Here is a 13,113-nt window from a genome sequence, read left to right as displayed (position 1 = left end):
AGCTCCAATGCGGGTCCTGCGGCCCGGATTGGAATGGGAATGCAATGACACGACTTCTGCGCCTGACCTTGACTGCTCTTGCTGGTTTGCTGGCCGTTTCCGCGGCCAACGCGGCCAACGCGGCCGATCTGCCGATCAAGGCGCCGATCTTCAAGGCGCCCGCGGCGATCGAAGCCTGGGGTGGTTTCTACGTCGGCGCCGGCCTCGGATTCCGCGCAAGCGAATCCAGCGTCAACGTCAATTCGGCAACCGACACGACCGCGCCTCTTGTGCTGCAGAACATGTTCGTTGCCGGCGACTGTTTCGCCGGCCTGCCGTGCGTGACGGGACGGTCCTTCAACGGCACTGCATTCCGCATCAGCCCTTACCTTGGCTATAACTGGCAGATCGGACGCACGGTTCTCGGCCTGGAAGGCGATGTGGCCTATGCCGACCAGACCACGCGGATCTTTGGCGCAGCCTATCCGGCAACGCCATTCGACGGCGGCGCGTCGACGTCCAACTCGTTTGCGCTCAAGACGACTTGGGATGCGAGCATCCGCGGCCGTGCCGGCTATCTGGTCGATCCCGCCGTGCTGCTGTACGGAACGGCCGGTCCCTCCTGGATCCATGTCGAGACCACATCGAATTGCAGCACGCTCCTGAGCGCCGACGGCGCCTGCGTGCCCGGCCTTGGACTGGCGCCGGCAACCATCACCAACAGCCGGACCCAGCTCGGCTACACGGTTGGCGCCGGCATCGAGGCGATGCTGTGGCCGAACTGGATCGCCCGTGCCGAGTATCGCTTTGCCGACTACGGACATTTCTCCAACACCGATATCCGGACCGCCGCAGCGGGCGTGCAGACGGTCAGCTACGACACGTCGCTGAAGACCCACACCGCAACGTTCGGCCTGGCCTACAAGTTCGGTAATGCGCCGGGCGTGACGGCTCTGGCAGCTTACGCGGCGGCGCCGTCGGCTGCGTCCTGGAGCGGCGCCTATCTCGGCGTCGGCGCCGGCATCCGCGCGAACCAGGTCAGCTCCAGCAACGATGCGGCCACCTTTACCTCGACGGGCTTCCCGCCGTTCAACTTGCTGGGCGGGTGCGGCGACTGCTTCCTGACCGATCATTTCGATACGAGCAGCGCGCGGCTCAGCCCCTATGTCGGCTACAACTGGCAGTTCGATCCGAAATGGCTGCTCGGCGTCGAAGGCGATTTTGGCTGGGCCGATCGCCAGAGCTCGGTGTCTGGCAGGTATCTGCCCGGCGGCATCGTCGGCGGCAGCGGCGGGCTGAACGACAGCTTCAGTATCCGCACCAAATGGGACGCGAGCATCCGCGCGCGGGTCGGCTACTTCGTCAATCCGGCCTTCCTCGCCTATCTCACCGGCGGCGCGGCCTGGATGAGCCTGGAGCAGACCTCGAACTGCGATACGGCCCTGAAGCCTCTGTTCACGGCGCCGGGCTTCGTCGCCTCTGAGGTCGGCGCCTGCACCGCCGGCCTGCTCTCGCCGGCGATCATCAAGCAGTCCACGATCCGCACCGGCTTCACGGTCGGCGGTGGCGGCGAGATGAAGCTCACCGAAAACTGGATCCTGCGCGGCGAGTATCGCTATGCCGATTTCGGCACCGCCCGCTTCTCGCAGACCCGCGATTGCAACGGCAGCGCCACCATCAATGACCCCGTATTCGGTATTCAGACCGTCAACTGCTTCGGGACCCAGAACACAACGAATTCCGTGCGATCGCAGAGCCACATGGCGACGTTCGGCATCGCCTACCGGTTCAACTGAGGACCGGACAGGCTATGTCTTGGTGACTGGCGCTCGTCGAGGGACCGCCTATATCTGCCGGTGCGAACGCAGGCGGGACCGGAGGCGGCGATGGCGGAAGCTGCGACCAAGGCGAGCGACGATCTCTGGCAGAAGGTCCGCAGCGAGGCGCAGCGCGCGGCCGCCGCCGATCCCGTGTTCGGCCAGGCGCTTGCGGGCAGCATCCTCGCCCATGACGATTTCGCTGCCGCCCTGGCCGATCTGGCCGGGCAGCGGCTTGGCGGCAGCGCCACCGAGTGCGCGCGTTTCACGTCCTTTTCGCGCGACGCCTTTCACGGCGAGCCTAGTGTGATCGAAGCCGCCGCCCGTGATCTCAGGGCCATCGCGCTCCGCGATCCCGCCATCGCCGATTTGCTGCCGCCACTGCTGCACTACAAGGGTTATGTCGCGCTGCAGGCCTGGCGCGTCTCGAACTGGCTGTGGCGTCATGACCATCGCGACGCGGCGCTGCTGTTTCAGAACGAGGCGTCGAACGTCTTGCAAATCAGCATTCATCCGGCCGCCAGCATCGGATCGTCGGTCTATCTCGACCACGCCACCGGCATCGTGATCGGTGCCAATGTCGTGATCGCCGACGAGGTCACCATCCTCCAGAACGTCAGCATTGGCCGCCATAGTGAACTGCCGGCGCGCTCGCCGCGCATCGGCCGCGGCGTCTATATCGGCGGCGGCGCGACCATTCTCGGCGACATCAGCATCGGCGACTTTGCCAGGATCGGTGCCGATGCGGTCGTGACGTCAGACATTCCCGCCGGCTGCACCGCGGTCGGCAATCCCGCGCGGCTGACGAACTTCCCCGAGCCCGCCTCGGCGGCGTGATCCCATCAAGCTTTGGAGAGTCCCATGAAGACGGCAATCGTGATCGGCGTCGGCCCGGACCGCGGGCTCGGAGCCCGGCTCTGCAAGCGCTTTGCGGCTGACGGCCTCAAGGTGATCGTCGCGGGCCGGACGCTGTCCGCGCTGCAGGCGGTTGCGGACGATATCACCAGCGCGGGCGGCGCGGCCGTGCCTGTCGTCGCGGACGCGACCAGCGAGCACGACATCGTCGCTCTGTTCGATGCCGCCGGCGACGACCTCGACCTCGCCATCTACAACGCCGGCAACAACACGCCCGGCAAGATCATCGAGATGGACGCCGACTATTTCGAAAACGCCTGGCGCGTCGTGTGCTTTGGCGGCTTCCTGTTCGGCCGCGAGGCGGTCCGCCGCATGGTGCCGAAGAAATCAGGCACGCTGCTCTTCACCGGCGCCAGCGCCTCGCTGCGCGGGCGCTCCGGCTACGGTGCCTTCAACTCGTCCAAGGCGGCCTTACGCACGCTGGCGCAGGCGATGGCCAAGGAATACGCGGCCGACGGCATCCATGTCGGCCACGTCGTGGTCGATGGCGCCATCGCCGGCGACAAGATCTTTTCGCGCTTTCCGGACGCGGCCGGCCGCGAGGACAGCCTGATCGACATCGAAGGCATCGTCGATGCCTTCACTTTCCTCTACCGCCAGCCCGAACGCGCCTGGTCGTTCGAGCTCGACGTGCGGACCTCGAAGGAGAAGTGGTGAAGCGAGCGAATGGCGAATTGGGAGTGGCGAATGGAGGCCGCCTCTTTGTTAATCACCACTCGCTATTCGCCACTCGCCATTTCACCCTTTCAATACCCCGCCGCCAGTCCCGAGTTGCGGCGCGGGTCGTTCGCACCGTAATAGCGATTGTTGCCGACCCGCTCGCCGCTCAGTGACGGCGCGCCGACGACGATCACCGCGAGATGGTTCGCCGGCTGCGGCGGGCCGAACTTGTGGCCCATCCCTTCCAGGATCTTCTGCGTGTCCGGTGACAGCGCATAGGTCTCGACATTGGTCAGATCAGGCAGCCATTGCTGGTGGATGCGCGGCATGTCGACGGATTCCTGCGCGTTCATGCCGTAGTCGATCGCGTTGATCATGGTCTGCAACACGGCCGTGATGATGCGGCTGCCGCCGGGCGTGCCCACCACCATGACGGTCTTGCCGTCCTTGGTGACGATGGTCGGGCTCATCGAGGACAGCGGCCGCTTGCCGGGAGCAATGGCATTCGCCTCGCCCTGGACCAGGCCATAAAGGTTCGGTACGCCGACCTTGGCCGTGAAGTCGTCCATTTCATCGTTCAGCAGCACGCCGGTCTTGGCCGCCGTGACCTTGGCGCCGAACCAGTCGTTCAGCGTGTATGTCACCGAGACCGCGTTGCCGTCCTTGTCCGCGATCGAATAGTGCGTCGTGTTGCTGCCCTCGTGCGGCGCGACGCCCGGCTTGATGTCCTTGGATACGCCAGCCTTGTTCGGATCGATCACGGCGCGGACCTTGGCCGCATAATTCTTGTCGAGCAGACGGTCGAGCGGATTCTTCACGAAGTCCGGATCGCCGAGATAGCTGTTGCGGTCGACGTAAGCGTGCCGCATGGCCTCGATCTGCACGTGCACGGCCGCTGCAGAGTGGTAGCCCAGCTCCTTCAGCGGATAGCCTTCCAGGATGTTCAGGATCTCGCAGATGATGACGCCGCCCGAGCTCGGTGGCGGCGCGGAAATCACGTGATAGCCGCGATAGTCGCACTCGACAGGCGCGAGCTCGCGCGTCTTGTAGGTGTCGAGGTCGTCCTGCGTGATTAGACCTTTGCCGGCCTGGCTCGAGGCCACGATGGCGCCGCCGACCCAGCCTTTATAGAAGCCGTCGGTGCCCTTGCTGCTGATCTCGCGCAAGGTCTTGGCGAGCTCCGATTGCACCAGCTTTTCGCCCACCTGGAACGGCTGACCGTTGTTGAGGAAGATCGCGGCCGACGCGGGATCGTCGCGAAAATCCGCGGTGGCGGTGCGCAACAAATCGATGTCGCCCTGGTCCAGTGCAAAGCCCTGCTCGGCGAGCTGGATTGCGGGGGCGAGCAGGTCGGCGCGCTTCATGGTGCCGTATTTTTCGCGCGCATATTCCATCCCGGAGACGGATCCCGGCACGCCCACGGCCAGATGCCCCTTGGTCGAGATGCCCTTGATGACGTTGCCGTCCTTGTCGAGATACATGTTGGCGGTCGCGCCCCTGGGCGCGGTCTCGCGGAAATCGAGGAAGGTCTTGCGGCCGTCGGCGAGATTGATCGTCATGAAGCCGCCGCCGCCGAGATTGCCGGCCGCCGGATAGACGACGGCCAGGGCATAGCCGACGGCCACGGCGGCATCGACGGCATTGCCGCCGCGCTTCAGCACATCGACACCCACCTGGGTCGCCAGATGCTGCGCGGATACCACCATGCCGTTTTCGGCGGCGACCGGCGCGACCGACGCGGCGCGCGCCGGGCTGAACGTGACGAGGCTGACCGATACGATCGCGGCAGTCATCCACCGCAGGCTTGTTCCCGGATTTTGCACGGCGTGCTCCCCTGGCGAGGCCGGCTGTCCCGGCCCTTGTTGGTTGATGCGGGCGCAGCCTATCAGGCGGAACTTGTCGGGCAAATCGACCGCGGACGGCAGCCTGATCGAATGAACGATTGCCTGCCGAGGCGCATCCCGCGCTCCCTCCCCCCTTGCGGGGGAGGGCGGGGGAGAGGGGTGGCCCAGGAAAAGGTGTGTCCGTAGTGCGCATCCGATTTCTCGGTCACGGAGAGAATCCCGGTGTGGCACCCCTCTCCCTAACCCTCCCCCCGCAGGGGGGGAGGGAACTGACCTCCCACGTAGCTGGCAGCCTTGGACCCCACGCTGGCCAAATACTGCCGCCCGCCGCGCCGAGACGGCCATCCCCCTGCGCTGCCTACCATTCCCGCAGCCAAATTCGCGCCTGGTAACCCGGCATTAACCATCGGCGGGGTCTGGTATTCATGGACAATCGCGCCCAAAGCCCGACGTCGAGGCCCATAGTTTTGACATCTTGGCAGGGAATGCAGGCGGCCGGCTTTGGACCAGCCCCTGCACCCCAGACAGACAAGGCTTTGAGCGGGCTTGCCGCCGCGCCGGTGCTAGCGCGGCAATTGGGGAACCGGCAGCCATTTGCTGTCACGGACATCAGGTAACGATCGCCTTGAGAGGATACTGCTTATGAATCCGGCCGACGTGGCTCAGTCAGCCCTTCCGGTTGCCGCTTCCGCGGACGTGTCGCTGATCGCGCTGTTCTGGCAGGCTCACTGGATCGTGAAGGGGGTCATGCTGGGGCTTCTGTCCTGCTCGGTCTGGGTCTGGGCGATCGCCATCGACAAGATCTTCCTGTTTTCCCGCACCCGCCGCTCGATGGACCGCTTCGAGCAGGCGTTCTGGTCCGGCGAGTCGATCGAGGAGCTCTACCGCACCCTCTCGGCCAAGCCGACGCATTCCATGGCCGCCTGCTTCGTCGCGGCGATGCGCGAGTGGAAGCGCTCGTTCGAGAGCCACGCCCGCTCGGTCGCCGGCCTTCAGATGCGCATCGACAAGGTCATGAACGTCTCGATCGCGCGCGAGGTCGAGCGGCTGGAACGCCGGCTCTTGGTGCTCGCCACCGTCGGCTCCGCCGGGCCCTTCGTCGGCCTGTTCGGCACGGTCTGGGGCATCATGTCGAGCTTCCAGTCGATCGCGGCCTCGAAAAATACCTCTCTGGCGGTGGTGGCCCCGGGCATCGCGGAGGCGCTGTTTGCGACCGCGGTCGGCCTTATCGCCGCCATTCCTGCCACTATTTTCTACAATAAGTTCACTTCCGAGGTGAACCGGCAGGCGCAGCGGCTCGAGGGTTTCGCCGATGAATTTTCAGCCATCCTGTCGCGTCAGATCGACGAGCGGGGCTGACGGACGGCATGTATAGTGTGAAGGGCAATTTGGGCACCAGACCATGGGCATGAACGTCGCGAGTTCGTCCGGCAGCGGTGGGCGCCGCAGCCGGCGCAAGCCGGTCATGGCCGAGATCAACGTCACCCCGATGGTCGACGTGATGCTGGTGCTGCTCATCATCTTCATGGTGTCGGCGCCACTGCTCACCGTCGGTGTGCCGCTCGATCTGCCGCAGACCCAGGCCAAGAGCCTCGAGCAGAACGACCAGAAGCCGATCCAGATGTCGGTCGACATCAAGGGCAAGGTGTTCATCAACGACCAGGAGATCGCGCTCAACGAGCTGGTGCCGAAGCTGAAGGCGATCACGGATGCGCGCGGCGGGCTCGAGGAGCGCATCTATCTGCGCGCCGACAAGAAGGCGGATTACGGCACGGTGGCCAAGGTGATGGGGCTGCTGTCGGGAGCCGGATTCAAGAAGCTGGCGCTCGTCACGGAAGCGGATCAGGGGTCCTAGGCCGGTGAAGGTGAAGGTCGACAAGACACTCGTTGCGTCGATTGCCCTCCATGTCCTCGTGCTGGGATGGGGCCTCGTCACCTTTAGCAGCAAGGCCTACATCGCGCCGGAAGAGTCGCTTCCGATCGATATCATCTCCACCGATCAGCTTGCCAAGATGATGGCGGGACAGAAGACCGGCAAGAAGGAAGAGCTGAAGCCCAAGGTCGAGAAGATCGCGGAAGCCAAGCCGGAAGAGGACGCCGTCGGCAAGGTCACCGAGAAGAAAGAGCTGATCAAGACCAACTCGACCCCCGATACGCCTCCGAAGCCTGTCGAGAAGCCGGTCGAGAAGAAACCCGATCCGCCCAAGCCCGTCGCCGAGACGAAGCCGAAGGAAGAGCCGAAGCCGCAGGAGAAGAAGCCTGATCCGGCCAAGGAAGATCCGATCGCCGAGCTCCAGAAGAAGCTGGAGACGAAGAAGCCGCCGCCGAAGCCCGTGGAGCAGAAGGTCGCGGCGGTGCAGCCGCAGCAGCAGCCGAAGCCCAAGGAGCGCACCTTCGATCCTGCGCAGATCCAGCGCGATCTCGACAAGCGCTCCGCGACCCGGCATGAGCTCGCCGGCTCCACGCTGAATGCATCGGCGTCGCTGGGAGCGGCAACCGGGACCGCCGCCAACAACGTCGCGACCTGGCGCGGTGCGTTCCAGGGTGCGGTCAAGCGCTGCTTTACACCCACCTATAACGGGCAGGATGCGGATCAGTACGAAGCCGACATCGACATTCCCATGAAGATCGACGGGTCGCTCGCGTCCGAGCCGATCGTCGTGGCGGTGAGGGGACCGTCGCGCTCGATCGCGCAGGCGGTGGCGGAGAGCGCCAAGCGCGCCATCGTGCAGTGCCAGGTCTATTCGTTCATGCCGAAGCAGCAATACGACAGCTGGAAGCTCATTCCGATGACTTTCGGCCTGAAAGACATGTTGTGACATCCGAACAAAAGAATTTTGCAATGAATGACGCTCGATCGATGAACCGCCGCCGCTTCATGACCCTGACCGGGTCGACGCTCGCGATGCTCGGGGGCGGATACGCCTTCGCGCAGAGCCAGCCGCGGCTGCGCATCGATCCCACCGAATTCCAGCCGATTCCGATCGCGATCTCCAATTTCGTGCCGGGCTCGCCGTCCGACGGCGACGTCGGCAACGGCGTGACGCAGGTCATCACCAACAACCTGAAGCGCTCGGGCCTGTTCGCGCCGATCGACCAGGCCGCTTTCATCGAGCGCATCAGCAACATCGACGTGGCGCCGCAATTCCAGAACTGGAAGACCATCAACGCGCAGGCCCTCGTCACCGGCCGCATGACGCGGCAGCCGGACGGCCGTCTCAAGGCCGAGTTCCGCCTCTGGGACGTCGTTTCCGGCCAGCAACTCACGGGGCAGCAATATTTCACCTCGCCGGAATATTGGCGCCGCATCGCCCACATCATCTCCGACCAGATCTACGAACGGATGACCGGCGAGAAGGGCTATTTCGACAGCCGCGTCGTGTTCGTCGACGAGACCGGCCCAAAGGAGCGCCGCGTCAAGCGGCTCGCCATGATGGACCAGGACGGCGCCAATGTGCGGTACCTCACCCGCGGCTCTGATCTCGTGCTGACGCCGCGTTTCTCGCCGAACTCGCAAGAGATCACCTACATGGAGTTCGGCCAGGGCGATCCGAAGGTCTATCTCTTCAACATCGAGACCGGCCAGCGTGAGATCGTCGGCAACTTCCCCGGCATGACGTTTGCGCCGCGCTTCTCCCCGGACGGCCAGCGCGTCATCATGAGCCTGCAGCAGGGCGGCAATTCCAACCTGTTCGTGATGGATCTGCGCTCGCGTTCGACCACGCGCCTCACCGACACGCCGGCGATCGACACGTCTCCGTCCTACTCGCCGGATGGCACCCGCATCTGCTTCGAATCCGATCGTGGCGGCAGGTCGCAGATCTATGTGATGGGTGCGGGCGGGGGACCGGCGCAGCGCATCTCCTTCTCCAAGGACGACACCAACGCCAGCTATTCGACGCCGGTGTGGTCGCCGAAGGGCGATTACATCGCCTTCACCCGGCAGGGCGGCGGACAGTTCTCGATCGGCGTCATGAAGCCGGATGGCAGCGGCGAACGGCTGCTCACCTCCGGCTTCCACAATGAGGGTCCGACCTTCTCGCCGAACGGCCGCGTCTTGATGTTCTTCCGCGATCCCGGCGGCAATGCCGGACCGTCGCTGTACTCCGTCGACATTTCCGGCCGCAACGAGCTGAAGGTGCCGACGCCGGGCTTCGCCTCCGATCCGGCGTGGTCGCCGCTGCTGTCCTCGACCGCCGGCCAATGAGGATACGCGGCTAAGACATCGCGCGTTCAGACGCGCGATGTTTTCGAAAAAAAGCGCCGATTTTTTCGCGTCGCCCGCGCAAGGCAAGTGTTCCTTTACCTTGTGCTCGGCAACGCTTGCCTAGCTGCTTGATATATAAGCGGAAATAGATTCGTTATTGCCGAAAAACAACTCGACTTTAACGATGTTCCCTCAGAAAGACTTCATCTGGTCTGAGTAAAAGTACGCGTCAAACAGGACGCGCGTACAAACCAGATGCAGTTCGCAAGCCAGACCGGAGAACCCGATCGGGGACAGGCCGCGCCGAAGGCGTCGACCGCGCAGATCGATTCTCTCTTCGAGGCCCCCGGTCCGCTGCTTGCCGGAATCATCTTCGTGGCGATCGGAGCGGCCATCACCGCGCTGAGAACCGGGCAGCTCCTGACCTGGGCAACCCTGGGCCTGATCATACTGGCCGGAGCGATCCGCCTGTTCGATCTGTGGCGATTTTTGCCTCGCAAATCGAGCCTGACCCCCGAAGAAGCTGCGCTCTGGCAGAAGCGCTATCTGGTCGGCGCGGTGATCCAGGCTGCTGCGATTGGAACGTGGTGCGCCCTCGCTCTGGTGAGCACCGACGACGCCGTCGTCCACATGATCGCGCTGTCCATCACCACAGGGATTGTCGGCGGGGGTGCGGGGAGGGCTTACGGCCGTCCGTCGATCTACCATCTGCAGGCTGCGCTCATGTTCGCGCCGGCGGTCGTGGCGCTGGCATGGCACGCCACGCCCTATTACGTGGCGATGTCGATCGTGAGCGCCGCGTTCCTGCTGGCGATCATGCAGCTCTCCGCCAACCTGCACAAAATCTTCATGCGGGCGGTCGTGGCGCGCGAACGCGAGGCGGCACTCGCCGGCCAGTTCGACACCGCGCTGAACAACATGCCGCACGGCCTGTGCATGTTCGGCGTCGACAGGCAGCTCGCGGTGATGAATCACCGGTTCGGCGAAATGCTGGACCTGCCCGACACGCTCGTTCGCAGCGGCGTCAGCGCGCGCGACATCGTGGCGGCGTGCGTCTCCTCCGGCTCCATATCGGCTGCGAGCGGCGAGACGATCGTCGCCGAAATCGAGAGTTCGCGGGCGAAGGAGATCGTGACCGTCGATCCCGACGCGCAGAGAAACCGGTCGTTGTCCTGGACCGTCCAGCCGATGGCCGATGGAGGCGCGGTGGTGCTGCTCGAGGACGTCACCGAGCGGCGCAACGCCGAGGCCAAGATCACCCATCTCGCCCGCTACGACGAGCTGACAGCGCTTCCCAACCGCGTCCACTTCCGCAACGAGATCGAATGCCTGCTGGCGGCCTCGCATTCGGCCGAGCGTCTGTCGGCGCTGCTGTTCATCGATCTCGACCAGTTCAAGCAGGTCAACGACACGCTCGGCCATCCCTGCGGCGACCAGCTGCTCTGCGCCGTTGCCAATCGCCTGCGCGAGATGCTGCGGCCGGAGGATTTCGTCGCGCGCTTCGGCGGCGACGAGTTCGTCGTGTTCCAGCAGAACCTCACTGCGCCGGAGGATGCCGCTGCCCTCGCGCGCCGCATCGTCGAACGCCTGAGCGAGCGCTACCGCATCGACAATCATCTGGTCGAGATCGGCGCGAGCGTCGGCATCGCGTTGACCTCGCCGGAAGGTGCGAGTGCCGATACGCTCTTGAAGAACGCCGACATGGCGCTCTACCGAGCCAAGGCCGACGGCCGCGGCACTTTCTGCTTCTTCCGCGACGAGATGGCGGCCACCGTCGAGGCGCGCCGCATCCTCGAGCTCGACCTGCGCAAGGCGCTCGCCAACGAGGAGTTCGAGCTGTTCTACCAGCCGCTGGTCAACCTCAAGTCCGGCAAGATCACCACCTGCGAGGCGCTGCTGCGCTGGAATCATCCGGTGCGCGGCACGGTCTCGCCGGTCGACATCATCCCGGTCGCCGAGGACATGGGGCTGATCGTCGATCTCGGCCGCTGGATCCTGCGCCGCGCCTGCATGGAATGCATGAAGTGGCCGGACGGCGTCAGCGTCGCCGTCAACTTCTCGCCGCAGCAATTCCACCAGCGCGACGTGCTGAGCGAGATCCGCTATGCGCTGGAGGTCTCAGGCCTGCCGGCGCATCGTCTCGAGATCGAGATCACCGAATCGTCACTGCTGCGCAACACCCAGCTCACCCACGACATCCTGTCGCAATTGCATGCGCTCGGCGTGCGCATCTCGCTCGATGATTTCGGCACCGGCTATTCCAGCCTCAGCTACCTGCACAATTTCCCGATGCAGAAGGTCAAGATCGACCGCTCCTTCCTGGAAGGGATCGACACCGATCGTCCGCTGACGCTGCTGCGCGGCGTGGCGCGGCTGTCCGCCGATCTCGGCATGTCGGTCGTGGTCGAGGGCATCGAGACCAACGAGCAGCTCGAGCTGATCAGCGCCGACGGCACCGTCTCCGAAGGGCAGGGCTACCTGTTCAGCCGGCCCGTGCCGGCGATCCGGATCCGTCAGCTGCTCGACGCCTCGCATGGCCGCCGCATCGCGGACGCGCAGATCGTTTCGATCTCCTCGCGCTCCTTCGCCTAGCGGCGCGCGCAGCCCTCCTGTTTTCTCCTGTGTTTCCAGTATGTTTCTGGCACTCCCCCGGAGTCTTGCGGGGCCTGGAAGTTAACCGTAAAGGCCCGAATCCTTTGCAATTCTATTAAGGACTCATTAATCTTCCCCTGCACTCGCGGAAGTTGCTTGCAGTGTCGGGAGTACCAGATGAAGTCAGGAGCCGAACCGCGAGCACCGCAGGACATGCGGGGGGCAGGGCTGTTCGACCGGGTCGACTACCGCCTCATCGAGACTCCCGAGGAACGAGAGGCCCTCTACGAGATGCGCTACCGGGCCTATCTGCACGGCGGATTGATCTCGCCGTCGGCCTCGCAGCGGATCGTCGACGTCTACGATGAATCGCCCAATGCCTGGATTTTCGGCATCTATCTCGACGGCGAACTCTGTAGCTCTCTTCGCCTTCACGTCCTGACGTCTGAGCAGCGGATGTCCTACACATCCGAATTGTTCGGCGACGTTCTTCACCCTCGGCTCGATCGCGGCGAGGTTTTCGTCGATCCGGCGCGGTTTGCCGCGGACCCCGAAAAGAGCCAGCGCTTTCACGAACTGCCCTACCTGACGTTGCGGCTGGCTTATCTGGCCTGCGATCATTTCAAGGCCGATCTTGGCCTGGCGATGGTGCGGACGGACCACCAGGCGTTCTATCGCCGCGTCTTCCTGCACGAGACCCTCACGGAGCCGCGGCCGTTTCCGGGCTGGCATTCGCGCCAGGTGGTCCTGATGGCCTCGGATTTCGCGACGCTCCGCGAGCGGGTCCTGACCCGCTTTCCGATCATGCGCTCGAGCGCTTTCGAGCGCCGGATGCTGTTCGACCGTGTCAGCCAGCGCCAGGCTGTGTCCCGGCCGATGCTGGTTTCAGCGCCGCTCAGTCCGGCTTGAGCCGTGTCCCCGGGCTGACCCGGGGGTCTTCACGGCATCCGGGGGTCTTCACGGAATTAAGTGGCCGCGTGGCCTCTGTTGTCCAAAATTCCAGCAAAACCCGGCATTTTGCTTGCCGGCGCGGCTTGCCTTCACCCTCGCGCCACATTTACAAACCATTAACCATGATGGGTGCTTTTCGCTGGTTGGG

At 64.4% G+C, this 13,113-nt stretch carries 10 protein-coding genes; 9 read left to right on the top strand and 1 reads right to left on the bottom strand.

Features of this window, described 5'->3' with window-relative positions:
- The first annotated feature begins 44 nt into the window (after positions 1 to 44).
- The 3 genes from BRAGE_RS50490 (at position 45) to BRAGE_RS0132555 (ending at position 3,368) form a co-directional block, all read left to right on the top strand.
- Positions 45 to 1,775: an outer membrane protein gene (locus tag BRAGE_RS50490; RefSeq protein WP_035730336.1), complete on the top strand. Its 1,731-nt coding sequence runs from the start codon at positions 45 to 47 to the stop codon at positions 1,773 to 1,775.
- A 90-nt stretch (positions 1,776 to 1,865) separates the two neighbouring features.
- The gene (locus tag BRAGE_RS0132560) at positions 1,866 to 2,633 is read left to right on the top strand and encodes a serine O-acetyltransferase (RefSeq protein ID WP_027561066.1); all 768 of its coding nucleotides are present in this window, start codon (positions 1,866 to 1,868) and stop codon (positions 2,631 to 2,633) included.
- A 24-nt stretch (positions 2,634 to 2,657) separates the two neighbouring features.
- The gene (locus tag BRAGE_RS0132555) at positions 2,658 to 3,368 is read left to right on the top strand and encodes an SDR family NAD(P)-dependent oxidoreductase (RefSeq protein ID WP_027561065.1); all 711 of its coding nucleotides are present in this window, start codon (positions 2,658 to 2,660) and stop codon (positions 3,366 to 3,368) included.
- 89 nt (positions 3,369 to 3,457) lie between these two features.
- On the opposite strand, the gene ggt is transcribed toward BRAGE_RS0132555, so the two are convergent.
- Complete coding sequence (gene ggt, locus BRAGE_RS0132550; protein ID WP_035730333.1) at positions 3,458 to 5,164, bottom strand: gamma-glutamyltransferase; 1,707 nt, start codon at positions 5,162 to 5,164, stop codon at positions 3,458 to 3,460.
- 693 nt (positions 5,165 to 5,857) lie between these two features.
- Here ggt and tolQ point away from each other — a divergent pair.
- The 6 genes from tolQ to BRAGE_RS0132520 all read left to right on the top strand — a co-directional run bounded on the left by tolQ (position 5,858) and on the right by BRAGE_RS0132520 (position 12,923).
- Positions 5,858 to 6,574: a protein TolQ gene (tolQ, locus tag BRAGE_RS0132545; RefSeq protein WP_027561063.1), complete on the top strand. Its 717-nt coding sequence runs from the start codon at positions 5,858 to 5,860 to the stop codon at positions 6,572 to 6,574.
- Positions 6,575 to 6,617: 43 nt separating this feature from the next.
- Entirely contained in the window at positions 6,618 to 7,070 is a 453-nt protein-coding gene (tolR, locus tag BRAGE_RS0132540) for a protein TolR (RefSeq protein ID WP_027561062.1), read from the top strand.
- A 4-nt stretch (positions 7,071 to 7,074) separates the two neighbouring features.
- Positions 7,075 to 8,034, top strand: coding sequence for a hypothetical protein (locus tag BRAGE_RS0132535; RefSeq protein ID WP_027561061.1), 960 nt, complete (start codon positions 7,075 to 7,077; stop codon positions 8,032 to 8,034).
- A gap of 41 nt (positions 8,035 to 8,075) precedes the next feature.
- Positions 8,076 to 9,422, top strand: coding sequence for a Tol-Pal system beta propeller repeat protein TolB (gene tolB, locus BRAGE_RS0132530; RefSeq protein ID WP_035730331.1), 1,347 nt, complete (start codon positions 8,076 to 8,078; stop codon positions 9,420 to 9,422).
- A gap of 255 nt (positions 9,423 to 9,677) precedes the next feature.
- A complete protein-coding gene (locus BRAGE_RS0132525; protein ID WP_027561059.1) occupies positions 9,678 to 12,014 on the top strand; it encodes a putative bifunctional diguanylate cyclase/phosphodiesterase in 2,337 nt (778 codons plus the stop codon).
- Between the two features lie 177 nt (positions 12,015 to 12,191).
- A complete protein-coding gene (locus BRAGE_RS0132520; RefSeq protein WP_027561058.1) occupies positions 12,192 to 12,923 on the top strand; it encodes an N-acyl amino acid synthase FeeM domain-containing protein in 732 nt (243 codons plus the stop codon).
- The last annotated feature ends 190 nt before the right edge of the window (positions 12,924 to 13,113 follow it).

This window comes from Bradyrhizobium genosp. SA-4 str. CB756 (assembly GCF_000473125.1).
Classification (GTDB): Bacteria; Pseudomonadota; Alphaproteobacteria; order Rhizobiales; family Xanthobacteraceae; genus Bradyrhizobium; species Bradyrhizobium arachidis.
Note: the sequence above shows the minus strand (reverse complement) of the source record. Positions and strands in the feature narration are given on the sequence as shown.